The organism is Streptomyces albofaciens JCM 4342, assembly GCF_008634025.1.
GTDB classification, from domain to species: Bacteria; Actinomycetota; Actinomycetes; order Streptomycetales; family Streptomycetaceae; genus Streptomyces; species Streptomyces albofaciens.
The window spans coordinates 1,515,863-1,534,632 of record NZ_PDCM01000002.1; the positions used below are offsets into that span (position 1 = coordinate 1,515,863).

At 75.2% G+C, this 18,770-nt stretch carries 4 protein-coding genes and 1 pseudogene; all 5 read right to left on the reverse strand.

The window, feature by feature from the left end:
* Positions 1-2: 2 nt before the first annotated feature.
* Positions 3-4,679: a non-ribosomal peptide synthetase gene (locus tag CP973_RS26905; RefSeq protein WP_150246416.1), complete on the reverse strand. Its 4,677-nt coding sequence runs from the start codon at positions 4,677-4,679 to the stop codon at positions 3-5.
* A complete protein-coding gene (locus tag CP973_RS26910; RefSeq protein ID WP_150246419.1) occupies positions 4,676-14,035 on the reverse strand; it encodes a non-ribosomal peptide synthetase in 9,360 nt (3,119 codons plus the stop codon). Before CP973_RS26910 ends, CP973_RS26905 begins: the two co-directional genes overlap by 4 nt.
* 114 nt (positions 14,036-14,149) lie before the next feature.
* The gene (locus tag CP973_RS26915) at positions 14,150-16,216 is read right to left on the reverse strand and encodes an ABC transporter ATP-binding protein (protein ID WP_150246423.1); all 2,067 of its coding nucleotides are present in this window, start codon (positions 16,214-16,216) and stop codon (positions 14,150-14,152) included.
* Between the two features lie 495 nt (positions 16,217-16,711).
* Positions 16,712-17,707 (reverse strand): ParB/RepB/Spo0J family partition protein, encoded by a 996-nt coding sequence (locus CP973_RS26920; RefSeq protein WP_244410035.1) that lies wholly within the window; start codon positions 17,705-17,707, stop codon positions 16,712-16,714.
* Between the two features lie 487 nt (positions 17,708-18,194).
* A pseudogene (locus CP973_RS26925) lies at positions 18,195-18,623 on the reverse strand (winged helix-turn-helix domain-containing protein); the annotation flags it as partial.
* Positions 18,624-18,770: the final 147 nt, after the last annotated feature.

An 18,770-nucleotide genomic window follows, 5' to 3' on the forward strand; every position in this document is an offset into this window, starting at 1 on the left:
GCTCACGGCCCCGGCCACGGGTTGTCGTCGGCGAAACCTGCTTCGAACTCCTCGACCTCGTCCTGGCCGAGGTCCAGCAGGGGGAAGTCGGAGGCGGTGTGCCCGCCGGCGGCGGGGTCGGCGGTGTGGGCGGCCAGGCCGTCCAGCAGGTCCAGCCAGCGCCGGCCCAGCCGTTCGACGGCGGTGTCCGCCCACAGGCCGGCCGGTCCGGCGAGGGTGAGGGCCAGTTCCGGGCCGTCCGGGGTGTCCCGGACGTAGGCCCCCGCCTCCAGGGCGTGCGGGGCGGGTGTGCGCGGGTCGGCGGAGCTGCCGACGACCGAGGTGCCGGCCGGCTGCCAGGCGTCCCCCGTCGCCCCGGCGCGGCCGGCCCCGGCGAACCTGCCCAGGTAATTGAACCCGATGTGGGCGTCCGGGAGGGTGTCCAACTCCGGTCCGGTCGCGGGGTTCAGGTAGCGCAGCAGGGCGTGGCCGAGGCCGTCGCCGGGTATGTCGCGCGCCTGTTCCTTGACCCGTTTCAGCAGCTCACCGGCTGCCGGGCCGCCTCCCGCCGCCTCGTCCAGGTCCACGCCGGACACGTCCAGACGGACCGGGTGGACTCCGGTGAACCAGCCCACCGTCCGGGACAGGTCGGCCCCGTCGACCGGTTCGCGGCCGTGTCGCTCGATGTCCACGACGAGCGCGGCCGCGGGCCGCCCGGACGCCACCGCGCCCGCCAGCGTCGCCAGCAGCACTTCGTGGACGCCGCAGTGGAACATCGCGGGGGTGTCGCCGGCCAGCGTGGCCGCCGTCGCGCCGGGCAGCACCCAGGTGCGCCGGTCCATGCCGGTCAAGGTGTCCCGGTCCGGGTCCAGGGCCCGCCCGCCCAGCGGCGGGGCGACACCCTCGAACAGGGCCTGCCACCGCGGCAGTTCGGCGATCCGGCGCTCCTCGGTGGCCTGTGCCGCGAGGGCGCCCGCCCACTGCCGGAAGGAGGTCCCGACGGGGTCCGGCTCCGGCACGCGCCCGGCCGCCGCCGCTTCACAGGCGGCCCGCAGGTCCGGGAGCAGGATGCGCCAGGACACGCCGTCCACGACGAGGTGGTGGATCACCAGGGCCAGCCGCCCGGACCGCCCCGGCCCGGCGTCCAGCCACACCGCCCGCACCAGCACACCCGCCCCGGTGTCCAGCCGCCCCGTCGCCTCCCGGGCCGCGCGGTCGGCCAGGTCGTCCAGGTCGCCGACCGGTACGTCCGTGGCGTCGATACGGGTGGTCAGCCCGGCCGCGTCCACCGCGCCCCGCGCCGACACCACCAGGCGCGGGCCGTCCTCGGCGCGCTCCACGCGGGCCCGCAGCATGTCGTGGGTGTCCAGGACGGCGGCCAGCCCGGCGGTGAGCACGTCCGGCCGCAGGTCCGCGGGCGTGGTGACGATCATCCACTGCGCGAACTCGCGGCTCAGCGCGTACTCCCCGAGCGCCAGCATGCCCGGCGTCCAGGCCACTTCCCCCACGCCCGCGTCCGGGGCCGCGCGCACCTCGTCGGCGAGCCGGGCCACGGCGGCCAGCGCGCCCGGCGTCTCCTGCTCGAACACGTCCTGGGCGCTGAACAGCACCCCTTCGCGGCGGGCGCGGGCCGCGAGCTGCATCGACATGATCGAGTCGCCGCCGCGCGCGAAGAAGCTGTCGTCCGCGCCCACGTCGTCCAGTCCCAGCAGCTCGGCGAAGAGCGCGCACAGGATGTCCTCCGCCACCGTGTGCGGCGCGCGGCCCGTCGTCTTCCCGGCGAAGCCGGGCGCGGGCAGCGCCCTGCGGTCCACCTTGCCGTTGACCGTCACCGGCAGCTCCGGAAGAACCAGGACGGCCGCGGGCACCATGTAGTCCGGCAGCACCTTGGCGACGTGCTCGCGGATCTGCTCGGCGTCCGCCTCCTGCCCGTCCGGTACGACATAGCCGACCAGCCGCCGCTCCCCGGGCCGGTCCTCGCGGGCGACGACGGCGGCCTGGGCCACCCCCGGCGCGGCGGCGAGCACGGTCTCGATCTCGCCCGGCTCGATCCGGTAGCCACGGATCTTGACCTGCGCGTCGGCCCGCCCGGCGAAGACCAGCTCGCCGTCGCGCGTCCAGCGCGCAAGGTCGCCCGTCCGGTACATCCTCCCCCGGCCTTCGGCCGGGGGGACCCCCATGCCGGGCACGAAGGGGTCGGCCGTGAAGCGCTCGGCCGTCGCGGCGGGACGGTCGAGGTAGCCGCGCGCCAGGCCCGCCCCCGCGAGGTACAGCTCCCCGGTCACGTCCGGCGGTACGGGCTGGAGGAACGCGTCCAGCACGTACACCCGGCGGTTGGGCAGCGGACGCCCGATGGGCAGGACGTCCCCCACGGCCTCGTCGGGCCGCAGCCGGTGCCAGGTGGCGCTCAGCGTGGTCTCGGTCGGCCCGTACAGATGCCGTACGACGAGGTCGGGGCACGCCTCCCGGACGCGGGCGACGGACGCCGCCGGGACCACGTCCCCGCCGGTCAGCACTTCCCGCAGCCCCTTGAAGGACTCCGGCGCCTCCTCCGCGACCACCCGGAACGAACCGGCGGTCAGGTGCACCGCCGTGACACCCGCCGCCACCGCCTCCCGCACCCGCTGCGCGTCCACCACACCGCTGCCGGCGACCATCACCCGGGCCCCGGAGACGAGCGGCACCCAGATCTCGAAGAGGGAGGCGTCGAAGGCGTGCGGGGCGTGCATGAGCACCGCGTCGTCCGGGCCGAGGGACCAGTCCCGCTCGCCCGCCAGCGCGGCCACACTGCCGTGCGGCACCGCGACACCCTTCGGGGTGCCCGTCGAGCCGGAGGTATACATCACGTACGCCAAGTCGGCACCGGATATCGCTACTTGGGCTCCGGAACCCTCCCCCTGCACCTCGTCCAGCACCACCAGCGGAGCGGCCGTGTCCACCGGAACCGCCGCACGTGCCGCCTCACCGCACACCACGGCCGAGGGCCGCGAGTCGTCCAGCATGAACGCGATCCGCTCCGCCGGATACCCCGCATCCACCGGTACGTACGCGGCCCCCGCCTTCCACACCCCCAGCAACGCCACCACCAGATCGACGGACCGCTCCAGCACCACCGCGACCCGGTCACCACGCCCCACACCCAAACCGCCCAAGTGCGCGGCCAGCCGCCCCGCCTCCGCGTCCAACTCCGCGTACGTGAGCCGCCGTTGACCGTCCACGACCGCCACGGCATCCGGCGCCGACGCCACCCGCCGCGCGATCAGCTCCGGCACCGACGGCCCCGCCACCTCCCCGGCCGTGGCATTCCACTCCCCCACCACCAACTGCCGTTCAGCCCCACCCAGGACACCGATCCGGCCCACCGGCACCGACGGATCGGCCACCATCTGCTCCAGCACCCGCACCAGCAGTCCGGTCAGGGCGTGGGCCAGTTCGGGGGTGACCAGGTCGGGGCGGTAGGAGACCTCCACTTCGATGCGGTCGCCGGGGAGGATGCCCAGCGTCAGCGGGTAGTGGGTGGCCTGGCGCAGGGCCAGGGTGGTGAAGGTGAGCGCGCCGGGCCCGCCCGACCCGGCGGCGGGGCGGGGGTAGTTCTCGTACACGACCAGCGTGTCGAAGCCTGCGCCGGGCCCGGCGTGCTTCTGGATCTCGGCGAGGCCCAGGTGCTGGTGCGGCAGCAGCGCGGACCGGCGTGCCTGGACGTCCTTGAGCAGGTCCAGTACGGGCCGCGCGGCGTCGAGGCGTACGCGTACCGGCACGGTGTTGATGAAGAGGCCGACCATCGACTCGACGCCGGGCAGCTCCGGCGGGCGGCCGGCCACCGTCGTGCCGTACACCACGTCGTCACGGCCGGAGAGGCGGGCCAGCAGCAGGGCCCAGGCGCCCTGGACCACGGTGTTGGCGGTCAGGCCGTGGCGGCGGGCCAGGCCGGTGACCGCGCGGGTGAGCTCGGCGGGCAGGGCCGCCTCGGCCTTGTCGGGCAGGACCGGGGCGCGGGCCGGGTCCGCGGGGGCGACGAGCGTCGGCTCGCCGTCCCCGGCCAGCTCGGCGCGCCACGCGGCCCGCGCCGCGTCCTTGTCCTGCCGGGCCAGCCACGCGAGGTAGTCGCGGTAGGAGGGGGTGCGGCGCAGCCCCGAGGCGTCACCGCCCGCCGCGTACACCGCGGTCGCCTCGTCGAAGAGAATCGGCATCGACCAGCCGTCCAGCAGGATGTGATGCGCCGTCAGCACCATGCAGTGCCGGTCCGGGCCGAGGCGGACGAGGAGCAGCCGCAGCAGCGGCGCCACGCCCAGGTCGAAGCGTTCCGCGCACTCCGCGGCGGCCAGCCGGCGGACCTCGGCGAGCGCCGCGGCCTCCGGCAGGGCCGAGAGGTCGGTCTCGCGCCAGGGCAGGACGGCCTCGCGGGTGATGAGCTGGACGGCTTCGCCGGACCTGCGGCGGTGGAAGCCGGCCCGGAGCGCCGCGTGGCGGGCGAGCAGGGCCTGCCAGGAGGCGCGCCAGCGGGCCGGGTCCAGCGGGCCGTCGATCGTCAGGGTGCGCTGGATGACGTAGACGTCGGGCCCCTGCGCGTCGAAGCCGGCGTGGAAGAGCATGCCCTCCTGGAGCGGTGACAGCGGCCACACCTCGGCCAGTGCCGAGCCCTTGCCGGACGCCGGGCCCTTGCCGGACGCCGGTCCCATGGGCGGTGGTGAGGTCTTCACAGCGACAGTCCCCCTTCGAGCCGTGCTGCTATCGCTTCGAACTCCTCGACCTCGTCCTGGCCGAGGTCCAGCAGCGGGAAGTCGGAGGGCGTGTGACCGCCCGCCTCGGGCGCGGCCGTGTGGGCGGCCAGGCCGCCGAGCAGGTCCCGCCACAGGTGGCCCAGGCGCGCCGCGGCCTCGTCGCCGAGGACGCCGGCCGGGCCGCCGACCGTGAGCGTCAGTTCGGGTCCGTGCGGTGTGTCGCGGACGACCGCGCCCGCCTCCACGGCGTGCGGCGCGGGCATGTCCGGGTCGTCCGATCCGCCGAGCGCGGTGCTGCCCGCCGCCTCCCACGGCCCGGCCGTGCCCGCGCCCGCGGGGAACCGGCCGAGGTAGTTGAAGCCGATCCGCGGGGTCGGGAGGGCCGCCAGCACGGGGCCGGTCTCCGGGTTGAGGTGGCGCAGCAGCCCGTGGCCGAGGCCGTCGCCGGGCACCGCGCGCACCTGTTCCTTGACGGCCTTGAGCAGCGCCCCGGCCGCCGGGCCGCCCGCCGGGACCTGGTCCAGGTCCACGCCGGACAGGTCGAGCCGTACGGGATGCACGCTGGTGAACCAGCCCACCGTACGGGACAGGTCGGCCCCGGCGACGGGGTGCCGCCCGTGTCCCTCGACGTTCACCAGCACCCCGGCCGCCGTGTCCGGCCGCCAGCGCGCCACCGCGCCCGCCAGTGCCGCGAGCAGCACCTCGTGGACTCCGCAGTGGAAGACCACGGGCGTGCGTGCGGCCAGGACCGCCGCCTGTTCCCGGGGCACCTCCCACGTGTGGTGGCGCACGGTCGCCGAGGTGTCCGTGTCCGGGTCGAGGGCGCGGCTGCCGAGCACCGGGTCGGGCCCGTCGAGTACGGCGGTCCAGTACGGCAGTTCCGCGACCCGGTGCGGCTGCGTGGCCTGGGCGGCGAGCAGCGCGGCCCACTGCCGGAAGGAGGTGCCCACGGGGCCGAGGTCCGCCTCGCGCCCGTCCGCCGCGGCTTCGCAGGCGGCCCGCAGGTCCGGCACCAGGATGCGCCAGGACACGCCGTCCACCGCGAGGTGGTGCACGGCCAGCGCCAGCCGGCCGGTCCGGTGCGGTCCGGCGTCCAGCCACACCGCCCGGACCAGGACGCCCGCGGCCGGGTCGAGGCGGGTGACGGCGTCCTCGGCGGCCCGTTCCGCGAGACCGTCGAGGTCGGCCTCGGCGGCCCGGGTCGCGTCCACCGTGGTCACCAGGCGGTCGGCGTCGACCGAGCCCCGGCCGCCGACGGTCAGCACCGGTCCGCCGGGCCGCTCCACCACCCGGGCGCGCAGCATGGCGTGGGTGTCCAGGACGGTGGCCAGTCCGGCGGCCAGCACGTCGCGGCCCAGCCCGGCCGGGGCGCCCAGGACCGTCCACTGCGCGAACCGGCCGCCCGTGATCCGCTCGCCCAGCAGCCGCATCACCGGGGTCCACGGCACCTCGCCGACCCCCGAACCCGCGGGGCCGGCGCCGCTCCCGGCGGCCGGCTCCGCCACCTCGGCGAGCCGTTCCGGCGTCTGCTCGTCGAAGACCTGCCGGGAGGTCACCAGCAGACCGGCGCGGCGGGCCCGCGAGACCAGCTGGAGCGACATGATCGAGTCGCCGCCCAGTTCGAAGAAGCTGTCCTCGGCGCCGACCCGCTCCAGGCCCAGCAGTTCCGCGAACAGCGCGCACAGCACCGATTCGGCGGGGGTGCGCGGCTCGCGCCCGCCGACCTGTCCGGCGAAGTCGGGCGCGGGCAGTGCCGCGCGGTCCAGCTTGCCGTTGGGCGACATCGGCAGCTCGCCGAGGACCAGCACGGCCGCCGGGACCATGTGGTCCGGCAGCGTCGCGGCGACATGGGCGCGGACGGACCGTTCGTCCAGGTCCGGCCCGGCGGACACGACGTAGCCGACCAGGCGGCGTTCGCCGGGCCGGTCCTCGCGGACCACCACCGCCGCCTCCGCCACCGCCGGGTGGGCGGTCAGCGCGGCCTCGATCTCGCCCGGCTCGACGCGGAAGCCGCGCACCTTGACCTGGGCGTCCGCCCGCCCGGCGAAGACCAGTTCGCCGTCGGCGGTCCACCGGGCCAGGTCCCCGGTCCGGTACATCCTCCCCCAGCCTTCGGCCGGGGAGGCCCCCATGCCGGGCGCGAACGGGTTCGCCACGAACCGGGCCGCGCTCAGCGCCGGGCGTCCCAGGTAGCCGCGCGCCAGGTTGACCCCGGCCACGTACAGCTCGCCCCGTACGCCCGGGGGCACCGGCTGGAGGAAGGCGTCCAGGACGTACGCCTGTGTGTTGGTGACCGGGCGGCCGATCGAGGGCGCGCTGTCGCCGCCGAGGGGCGCGGTCACCGTGGAGGTGACGGTCGCCTCCGTGACGCCGTACTCGTTGTACAGCTCCCGCCCTTCGGACCAGCGGCGGCGCACCTCCTCGGTCATCGGCTCGCCGCCGGTGACCAGCACCCGCAGCCGGGGCAGGCCGTCGGACGGCAGCTGCGGCAGGAACGCGGCGGGCAGCACCACGTGGGTGGCCCCGCGCTCGCGCAGCAGGTCGGCCAGGTCCTCGCCGAAGGTCTGCTGCCCGGCGGGTGCCAGCACCAGCCGCGCGCCCGCGCACAGCACCGGCCAGATGTCGCCCATCGACACGTCGAAGCTGGGCGAGACGAGCTGGGCCAGGCGGCTCTCGGTGCCGATGCGGTAGCGCGCGACGCGGTCCGCGACGAGGTTGCCGAGGCCGCGGTGGGCGACGATCACGCCCTTGGGCACACCGGTCGACCCGGACGTGTAGATCACGTACGCCGCGTTGTCCACGCCCAGCGGCGCGGGGCGCTCGGCGTCGGACAGGGAGCCGCCCGCGCGGCGCGCCACGGCCGCGGCCACCGCCGGGTCGTCCAGGACGACCGTGCCGCCGCCCGCGCCGTCCGGCAGCGCGTCCCGGGTCCGCGTGGTGCACAGCACCACCGCGGGTTCCGCGTCGCGCAGCACGAACGCGACGCGCTCGGCCGGGTATCCGGGGTCCACCGGGACGTACACCCCGCCCGCCATCGCCACCGCCAGCACGGCGGTGATCAGCGTCACCGACCGCTCGACGACGACCGCCACCCGGCGCTCCGGCCCCACCCCGTGCTCGACGAGGTGGCGGGCCAGCTGCCCCGCCTCGTACTCCAGCCCGGCGTAGGTGAGCTGCCGCCCGGAGTCCTCCACGGCGACGGCGTCCGGGGTCCGCGCGGCCTGCGCGCGGAACAGCTCCGGCATGGTCGTGGCGGCCACCGGCGCGTCCGTACGGTTGAAGCCGGCGACGACGGTGGCGCGTTCGGCCGTGTCCAGGACGCCGACCCGGCCCACCGGCAGCGTGCAGTCCCGCATCAGCTGCTCGAAGACCCGCACCAGCCGCGCGACGAGCTTCCCGGCGAGGTCCGCCGCGACCTGGCCGCGGCGGTGCGCCACGTGGACGCGCAGCCGTTCGCCCGGGATGACGCCGAGGGTCAGCGGGTAGTGCGTGGCCTCGCGCGTGCCCAGGACCTCGAAGGCGAGCGCGTCCGGGGCGCCCGGCGCGGCGAGCGCGCGGGGGTAGTTCTCGTGCACGACGAGGGTGTCGAAGACGGCGCCGGGCCCGGCCAGGCGCTGGATCTCCGGCAGGCCCAGGTGCTGGTGGGCGACCAGCGCGGACTGGCGCTCCTGGAGGCCGCGCAGCAGGTCGAGCGCCGGCTGCGCGGCGTCCAGGCGTACCCGTACCGGCACCGTGTTGATCAGCAGGCCGACCATCGACTCCATGCCGGGCAGCTCGGGCGGGCGGCCCGCGACGGTGGCGCCGAACACCACGTCCGTACGGCCCGCCAGCCGGGCCAGCACCAGCGCCCAGGCGCCCTGGAGCAGCGTGTTGACCGTCAGGCCGTGGCGGCGTGCCAGTTCCGCCAGGCCGCGGGTGATCCGCTCGGGGAGGTCGGTGACGACATGCCCGGTGTCCACCGGTCCCCGGTCCACCGCGCCCGGAGCGATCAGTGTCGGCTCCTCGGTGCCGGCGAACTCGGCGCTCCAGGCGGCCCGTGCGGCGTCCTTGTCCTGGCGGGTGCGCCAGGCGAGGTAGTCGCGGTAGGAGGCGGCCGGGGCGAGGGCCGAGGCGTCGCCGCCCGCCGCGTAGACCTCGGCCAGTTCGGCCAGCAGGACCGGCATGGACCAGCCGTCCATCAGGATGTGGTGGCTGATGACGATGAGCCGGTGGCGGGCGGCGCCGAGGCGGATCAGCAGCAGCCGCAGCAGCGGGGCCCGCGCCGTGTCGAAGCGGCGTTCCTGTTCGCGGGTGGCCAGTTCCTCGATGCCGGACAGGGCGTCGGCCTCGGTCAGGCCCGAGAGGTCGATCTCCTTCCAGGGCAGCCGTACCTCGCGGGAGACGACCTGGACGGCCTCGCCCGAAGCGCGCCGGTGGAAGCTCGCGCGCAGCGCGTCGTGCCGGGCCAGCAGCGCCTCCCACGAGGCGCGCAGGCGGGCGGCGTCCAGCGGTCCGGTCAGCTCCAGCATCCACTGCGTCTCGTAGACGTCCGGCCCCTCCTCCTCGAAGGAGGACTGGAACAGCAGGCCTTCCTGGAGGGTGGACAGCGGCCAGATGTCGGCCGGCCGCGGCACGGCGGCCTCCAGTTCCGCGACGCCCTCCTGGGTGAGGTCGAGCAGGGGGAAGTCGGAGGGGGTGTGGCCGCCCGATCCGGGCCGCGCCGCGTGGGCGGCCAGGCCGCCCAGCATCTCCACCCACCGGCGGCCGAGCCGCTGCGCCGCGGCGTCGGCCCGCCGGTCCTCCGCGTGGTGGCGCCAGGTGAGCGCGAGGGTCAGCGTGGGCGCTTCGGGGGTCCCGCCGATGGCGGCCTCGGCCTCCAGGGCGTACGGGGACGGCTCGCCACCGGCCGGTACGGCACCCGATGCCACCCCCTCGGCCGGCCCGCCCGAACTGCGGAACGCGATCCGGGCGCCCGGCAGGTCCGACAGCGCGCGGGCCGTGTCCGGGTTGCGATGGCGCAGCAGGCCGTAGCCCAAGCCGTCGCCGGGCACCGACCGCACCTGTTCCTTGACGGACTTCAGCAGCGCCCCGGCGTCCGGGCCGCCCGCGCGGACCTCGTCCAGCGCGGCACCGGACACGTCCAGCCGGACCGGATGCACGGCGGTGAAACGGCCCACCGTACGGGCCAGGTCCACGCCTTCGGCCGTCCCCGTGCCGCGTCGGCCGTCCGTCTCGATGTCGAGCAGGACTCCGGTCCCGGCGCCCGTACGCCCGTACACGACCGCGGCGGCCAGCGCGGCCAGCAGCACGTCGTCGGCGGTGCAGTGGAACGCGGCGGGTGCCCGGCCGAGCAGCGCTGCCGCTTGCTGCGGCGGCACCGTCCAGGCCATACGGCGTTCCGCACCCGGCTGCCGTATGCCGGTCGGCTCGAAGTCCGGCAGGGCGGCGAGCCCGGACCCGCCCTCCAACACCGCGCGCCAGCAGTCCAGTTCGGCCACCCGGCGCTCCTGTGTCGCCTGTGCGGCCAGTCGGCCCGCCCACTCCCTGAAGGAGGTGCCCACCGGGCCGAGCGCCGGCTGCCGGCCCTGTGCCACGGCCTCGCACGCGGACCGGAAGTCGGCGACGAGAAGGCGCCAGGAGGCCGGGTCCACCACCGTGTGATGGGCCGCGAGCACCAGGCGGCCGGGCCGCGTGGCGCCCGCGTCCAGCCACACCGCCCGGAGGTTCGCCCCGGCCGCCGGGTCGAGCCGGGCCACCGCCTCGCGGGCCGCCCGCTCGGCGGCCCGGTCGAGGTCGGCCTCGGTCACGGCTTCCCGGGTGACCAGCGCCGCCGCGTCCGCCGTTCCCCGTTCGGGCACGAAGAGGGACGGCCCGGTGCCACCGGCGACGGTCCTGGCGCGCAGCACCGCGTGGGTGTCCAGTACGGCGGCGACGGCGGCCGGCAGCGTGTCCGGCCGCAGGCCGTCCGGCGCGTCCAGCACCGCCCAGCGCGCGAAGTGCCCGCCCCGCGCCGCGGTCAGCGGCGTCCAGGGCACCTCGCCGGTCTCCGTGTCCGCTCCCGGCCACGCGTCCGCCGAGGAGGCGAGCCGCGCCAGCCGCTCCGGGGTCTGCGCGTCGAATATCTGGCCCGTGGTGAGCACCAGCCCGGCGCGGCGGGCCCGCGAGGCGAGCTGGACCGCCATGATCGAGTCGCCGCCCAGCTCGAAGAAGCCGTCCTCGGGGCCCACCCGCTCCAGGCCGAGCACCTGCGCGAACAGCGCGCACAGCGTCTCCTCGGCGGCCCCGCGCGGCGCACGGCCGCCGCTGCGCCCGGTGAAGTCCGGGGCGGGCAGCGCCTTGTGGTCCACCTTGCCGTTCACGGTCAGCGGCAGCCCGTCCAGTGGCACGAAGGCCGACGGCACCATGTACTCCGGCAGCCGGCCGCCCACGAACTCGCGCAGCGCGGCGAGCAGTGCGCCGGTGTCGTGGCCCGCGCCGGCGCTGCCGCCGGACTCCCCGGTGAGCAGGGCGGGAGCGCTGTCCGCCGCGGTCCGCTCCCGGCCGCCCGGCTCGTCGCGGAACGGCCGGCCGTCGCGCGCCGGGTGCCCGTCACGGGCCGGTTCCGGCGCCTGCGCGACGACGTACGCGACCAGGCGGCGCTCGCCCGGCCGGTCCTCGCGGGCCACCACCACGGCCTCGCCGACCGCCGGGTGGGCGGCCAGCGCCGCCTCGACCTCGCCCGGCTCGATGCGGAAGCCGCGCACCTTGACCTGGGCGTCCGCCCGCCCGACGAAGACCAGTTCGCCGTCGTCGGTCCAGCGCGCCAGGTCGCCGGTGCGGTACATCCTCCCCCGGCCCTCGGCCGGGGGGACCCCCATGCCGGGCACGAACGGGCAGGCCACGAAGCGTTCCGCGGTCAGCCCCGCGCGGTCCAGGTAGCCCCGGGCCAGCCCGGTGCCGGCCACGTACAGCTCGCCCGTCACGCCCGGGGGCACGGGCTGGAGGAACGCGTCCAGGACGTACACCTGCCGGTTGTCCAGCGGGCGGCCGACCGGCAGCACGTCCGGTACCGGGTCGCCCGGCCGCAGCCGGTGCCAGGTGGCGCACAGCGCGGCCTCGGTCGGCCCGTACATGTGCCGTACGGCCACCTCGGGGCAGGCCTCCCGCACCCGTGCCACGGCCGCGGCCGGGACCACGTCCCCGCCGGTCAGCACCTCGCGCAGACCCGCGAAGCACTCCGGCGACTCCTCCGCCACCACCCGGAACGACCCCGCCGTCAGATGCACCGCCGTGACCCCCGCCGCCACGGCCGCACGGATCCGCGGCCCGTCCACCACGCCCTGCCCGTCCACCACCACGCGCGCGCCGGAGACCAGCGGCACCCACACCTCGTACAGCGACGCGTCGAAGGCGTGCGGCGCGTGCATCAGCACCGCGTCGTCCGGGCCGAGCGACCAGTCCCGCTGCCCGACGAGTCCGGCGACGCTGCCGTGCGGCATCGACACGCCTTTGGGCACCCCGGTCGAGCCGGAGGTGTACATGACGTACGCCAGGTCCTCGGGGCCGATCCGGACCGCGGGGCCCTCGGCCGGGCACCCGGCCACGGCCGCCCGCACCCGCGGGTCGTCCAGCACCACGACCGGTCCCGGCACGCCGGGCGGCACCGCGGCCCGGGTGCCGCCGGTGCACAGCACGGCCGCCGGCGCGGAGTCGGCCAGCATGACGGCCACCCGCTCCGCCGGGTACGCCGCGTCCACCGGTACGTACGCCGCGCCCGCCTTCCACACGCCGAGCAGCGCCGCCAGCAGTCCGGCCGACCGCTCCATCAGCACCGCGACGCGGCTGCCGCGGGTCACCCCGAGGCCGCTGAGATAGGCGGCCAGGCGTCCCGCTTCGGCGTCCAACTGGCCGTAGGTCAGGGCGTGTTCGCCGTGCGAGACGGCCACGGCGCCGGGGCGGCGGGCGGCCTGGCGGGCGAACAGCTCCGGCACCGAGGTGCCCGGCTCCTCGGCGCCCGTGGCGTTCCACCCCTCCACGACCAGCCCGTGTTCCGGCGCGCCCAGCACGCCGAACCGTCCGACGGGCGCCTCCGGCTCGGCCGCCGCCTGCTCCAGCAGCCGGACGAAGGCCCGCTGGCCCGCCCCGGCCCACTCCTGGTCGTACAGCGCGGGATCGGCTTCGAGGACGACCTCCGTCCCGGCGTCGTCCGGCAGCTCGCGCACCACTACGGAGAACGCCTCGACGGGGGCGCCCGGCAGGTCGTGGAGCGTGCCGGGGACCGCGCCGAAGCGCAGGCCGGTGCCGATCGCCGGGACGGCCACCGACGGGCCGAAGTTGCGCCCGCCGCCCGGCCTGCCCAGCTCCGCGTGCAGGCGCTCGCCCCGGTACCGCCGGTGCTCCAGCAGCCCGTCGATCTCGCGCCGCGCCGCGCGGGCCAGCTCCGCCAGGCTGTCGCCGGGCGCCGCGGGCAGCCGCAGCGGCAGCACGTTGGCCGTGGCGCAGGGCGTGCGCCGGGCGGCGCTGCCCGTACGGCCGTCGACCGGGAAGCTCAGCAGTGCCTCGTCCGCCCCGGTCGTGCGGCACACGAAGGTGGCGAGCGCGGCGACGACGAGCGCGCCCCGGCTCGTGCCCGTGCGGTCGGCGGCCGTCCGCAGCGCCTGCCGGCCCGCGTCCGAGAGGCGGCCGGACGCGTGGGGGCGGGCGTCGCGGGAGGCGGAGCGGTGGCCGGGCACGGTGGCCGGCTCCGGACGGTCCGCGAAGTGCTCGTGCCAGTAACGGCGGTCGGCCGCGCACTGCGGCGACTCCCGGTAGGCGGCCTCCTGCTCCCACAGTTCCCGCAGCGGGGCGTGGCCAGGAGGGCTGTACGGCTCGCCGCGCAGGATCGCCGTGTAGAGCGCGGCGACGCGGCGGGCCAGCAGCGTGCTCCCGTAGTGGTCCACCAGCAGCTGGTGGTGGCGCTGGTACCAGAGGTACCGGTCGGGAGCCAGCTTGAAGAGGATGTACGACGACAGACCCGCCGGGTCGCCCTCGGCGGGGCCGGCCGGGCGGCGGCCGTCCGCGCGCATCAACGCCTGCGCCGCTTCCCACGGTTCGTCCTCGGCGCCGAGGTCGACGATCCGCAGGGCCATGTCGCCCACGGCCTCGCCGATCGCCTGTGCCGGCACCCCGCCGTCCTGCGTGAACCGCAGGCGCAGCGCCTCCGTCTCGGCGACGGCCTGCCGCAGCGCCCGTCGGAAGACGTCGGTGTCGAGCGGGCCCAGCACATCGGCGTACTGCCGGATGTCGTACGGCCGGGGCGGGTTCTCCGCGCGCTGGGCCAGCCACGTCCCCTCCTGGCAATCGGTCAGGGGCGCAGTGAACTGTGCCTGGCCTTCCATGTCTCCCCCTTCGACGGCAAACCGTTGCTCGCTCCGCCTGCCGCGCCACCGCTGCGGTGGTCCGCTGCGGTGGCGCGGTCTTCCCCGTGTACGCGGCCGCCGGGCGGCCGGAGGTCAGCGGCCGCCGGGGCCCTGACCGGTGTGCCACACGCCGCCGCCCGGGGCGCCTCCGTCGTCGGGCCCGTCCCCGTCGAAGAAGACCATGTGTCCCGGGCCGCCCTGCGCCATCTGCGGCGCGAACTCCCGCTCCGCCGCGGGCCCGGGCCCGGCCGGTTCCGGTCCGCCGCCGTTCGCGGCCTGCCGGGCGAACTGCGTGTGGTACAGCTCCGCGTAGAGTCCGCCGGCCGCCAGCAGCTCGTCGTGCGTGCCCCGCTCGCGGATGCGGCCCTCGTCGAAGACCAGGATCTGGTCGGCCTCGCGGATGGTGGACAGCCGGTGGGCGATGACCACGGACGTACGGCCGCGCAGCGCCGTCTTCAGGGCCCGCTGGATGGCCGCCTCGGACTCCGAGTCCAGGTGCGCGGTGGCCTCGTCCAGCACCACGATCGAGGGCGCCTTCAGCAGCAGCCGGGCCAGCGCGAGGCGCTGCTTCTCGCCGCCGGAGAGCCGGTAGCCGCGGTCACCGGCCACCGTGTCCAGGCCGCTGGGCAGGGAGCTGATGGTGTCCCAGATCTGCGCGGCCCGGCACGCCTCGATCAGCTCCTCCTCGGTGGCCCCGGGGCGGGCGTAGGTCAGGTTGTTGCGGATGGTGTCGTGGAAGAGGTGGGCGTCCTGCGACACCACGCCGACGGTGCGGCGCAGCGAGTCGAGGGTGACGTCGCGCAGGTCCTGCCCGGCGATCCGGACGCTGCCCGCCGTCGGGTCGTACAGCCGCGACACCAGGTGCGTGGCGGTGGTCTTGCCCACGCCGGACGGGCCGACCAGGGCGGTCAGCTTGCCGGACGGCACCGTGAAGCTGACGTCGTGCAGCACCTCGGGCGTCTCCTTGGCGCGCTCGTCGGCGGGCAGCGCGTTCGACTCCAGGGACGCCAGGGAGACCTCGCTCGCGGGCGGGTAGCGGAAGGACACCCGGTCGAAGGCGATCTCGGGGGCCGCCGCGCCGTCCGGCGCGGGCAGGTCGACGGCGCCGTCCCGCTCGGTGATCAGCGGTTTGAGGTCGAGCAGTTCGAAGATCCGGTCGAAGCTGACCATCGCGGTGTGCGCGTCGCCCTGCACGCTGGACAGCTGGGTGATCGGCCCGTACAGCCGCGCCAGCAGGGCGGCCAGTGCCACCAGCGTGCCGACCTGGAACGTCCCGTTGATCACGAGGGCGCCGCCGAGGCCGTAGACCAGCGCGGTGATGACGGCGGCCAGCAGCGTCATGATGATGACGGTCAGGCGGCTCAGCACGGTCCAGGTGACGCCGACCTCGCGCACCTTGCCCGCGCGCTTCGCGAACAGGGCGGCCTCCTCGCGGGGGCGGCCGAAGAGCTTGGAGAGCATCGCGCCCGCGACGTTGAAGCGCTCGCCGATGGTGGCGCCCATCTCCGCGTTCATCTGCATCTGTTCGCGGGAGTAGCGGGTCAGCCGCCGGCCGACCAGCGCGCCGGGGATCATGAACAGCGGCAGGATCAGCAGCGCGATCAGACTGACCAGCCACGACAGGTAGAACATGCTGCCCAGCACCAGGACCAGCGTGAACACGCTGGACAGCGAGCCCAGGAGGGTGCCGAGCGCGTGCTGCGCGCCCACCACGTCCGTGTTGAGACGGCTGACCAGCGACCCGGTCTGGGTCCGGGTGAAGAAGGCCAGCGGCTGGCGCTGTACGTGGGCGAACGCCTGCACCCGCAGGTCGTAGCTGACGCCCTGGCTGATCCGGCCCGAATACCAGCTCTGGGCGAGCTGGAGCAGCGCGTCGAGGACGGCGAGCCCCGCGACGACGAGGGAGACGACGGTCAGCGTCGAGGTGTCCTTCTGCAGGATGCCGACGTCGACGATCTCCTTCAGCAGCAGCGGGGTCGAGACGATGATGAGCGAATCGAGCAGCGTCAGCACCAGCAGCAGGACCGATTCGCGGGAATGCGGTTTCGCGTACGACAGGATGCGGCGGAGCGTTCCCGGGCGGAGCCGCTGCGCAGCCGTGGAATTGCCCGGGTCGTCGTACGTCGCCAGCATGATGCCCGAGCCTTGACCGGCAAACATATCAGCGGAGACCTCCTGGGTCGGGAATCCTGGGTTCCTGGTTCCTGGTCATTCGGCCGACCGCATGCGAAGGGCGGCGCCGCCAGGGCACCTGTTCCGTGATGTCGGCGAGCTTTCGTCAAGACCGGCCGGCCGCTTTGCGGTGGCCGCCTTTTCCCCTGAAGGAGTGCGCCGTTGCGACGATACCCATGGCGTCTCCCACCAGCCAGGCCGATATGCCCGGGGCGGCGCACGGGGCTTCTCCACCGCTACTGGGTTTCTCTCCCGCGTATCCAGGGAATTCCGGGACGCATCACCGGTCCGCACCGCACCGCACCACACCACACCGATTCACCGGTGAATTCCCTGGTTCCGACGGCCGGCCGGCCCGGCCGGCGCCGCTTTCGCGAGCGCCCGCCGGTACCGACCGTACGCGCTTTTCAGTGCCACCGGTTGGACGGTGCGGAGTCCGTCCAACCGGTCGCTTTTCTCACTTGGACACGGCCCGGTCGCCCGTCAGACGGTTTCGACGACGTTCCGCTCGGCCCGCTGGGCGAAGTCCGCCCAGATATCCGCACACTCACGGGCCAGTTGGGCGATGATGCCGCTGCAGTGGGGAGGAATGTTTGCCATGATGTCGTCCCACTCCTCCGCGCTGATCGTGTGAATGCTCAGCAGCCGCAGCAGCGTGCGCCCCGTCTCGCTGAACCGCAGGGCCGGGTCGACCTTCAGGCGGCGTACCACCACCGTGCGGTCCTGCGCCGGCATCCGGGCGGGGGCCGCCGCGGCGTCGCCGTCGCGGGGGCCGCTGTGCCCGGTGGGCTCCTGCTCGCGGGACGCACGGGCCGGCCGGCCCCGCCCCTTGAGCAGCGGTTCCTCGCCCCGGCGCAGACGGTTGCGCACATCGCGCGCCGTCTCGGGCGAGATCCCGGACGCCCGCGCGATCTGCCGCAGCGACAGACCGGGGTTCTCGGCGATGAGGTTGCCGGCGAGCCGGCGGCCCTCGGCGCCGTTGAGCGGCCGGAAGCGGCCGTCCTGGCCGATCCTGCCGCGCCCCGCCGCGGCGGCGCCGGACACCCGGCGGCGGATCTCCGCCACGGTGCCCGGCGCGATGCCGGTGACCGAGGCGATCATCCGGTCCGACCACAAGGGGTGGCTGCGGATGATGCGTTCGGCCGCGCTCTTGCGGTCCGCCATCGACAGTGGGAGGCCGTGCGTGATGTTCGACTCGACGGCGAGGACGAAGGCGTCGGCCTCGTCGCCGTCGAAGAATCTCACCGCGATCTTGTCGTCACCGCGGCGTTCCGCTGCTCGTAATCGGTGCACCCCGTCGATCACCCGCATCGTCGCGCGGTGCGCGATGATGGGCGGCAGCGGCGCCTGTGCCACCGCCAGCATCTCGATGTGCTCCGCGTCTTCCCCGGATATGCGCGGAGAGCCGGCCACCGACAGTGAGCCGATCTCCACTTCGACAACCGTCTGCATATCCACGTGCGCCTGCCCAGGTTCCACTCCAGGCTCCTCGCGTTGTGATTCCCCCGTGCGCAAGCTCGCGCTGACGCACCCTAACGACTTACGGCAGGCCCGTGCATCGGTGATGTCCGCCGGAGAGAGACATCACCGGGCCGTTCAGGCGTAGAACCCACCCCCGCTTCTCTTCCTTCTTCTACAACTCCCGGCGGGGGAGGAGGGTTCCCGCCACCGCCGGACCGCGAGAAACTCGCGACGCGAAGCGGAACACATATGCAAACAAACCATCTTCCCCCATTCAGATACATACTCTAACAGTGCCTTTATCTACGGGGCACCCCTACCTGAGGTAGCTGAACCTGCGATGTCGCATTCCGCGGGTTACCGGGAACGGCATTTCCCCGAAGATCCGGTACCGCCGGAAAATACGTGCATTCACCACCCGAAGTCATTCGCTCCGCGCCGGGCGCGGGTCGCGCGCCGCCCGTCCCTCCCGCGCCCGCTCCGCGCGGACCCATCCGCCCGCGCTCCGCTCCGCCGACCTCGGCGCCGGTGCCACGTACGACCACCCGTGCCGGCGCATCATCTTGCGCACCCCCTGGATCGTGTACGTGACATGGAAGCGCCGCGCGATCACGGTCTGGATGCGCTCCAGCGTCCAGCGCCGGTCGGGCCAGCCGTAGGCCTCCGGCCCCTTGGCGAGTTCCGCCTCCAACTGGCGGAACTGGGCCGGGCTCAGCCGCGGCCGGGACGCCGGCCCCTTCGAGCCCAGGGCCCCCGCCCCGTCGCTCCGCCAGGACTTGCGCCACCGCTGCACCGACCGCACGCTCACCCGCAGATCCCTGGCGATCACCGCGTTGGTCTCGCCCTGCGCGAACCGCTCGACCGCCCGCAGCCGCAGCTGTTCGCGGAACTCCCGCCGCTCGGCGGTCAGTCCGCCGCCCTGTGCGTATCGCATCTCTCCGACATACCGCAAGATTCGCCATGCGTCAGCCTTCGCCGACATCACCGGTTCAGCGCCGGTACCCCTATCGCGGGCTCCCCGGTGCACCGGGGAACACCCGTCCCCCGGTGCCCCATCCGCCCGGCCGTACGTGCGGAAATT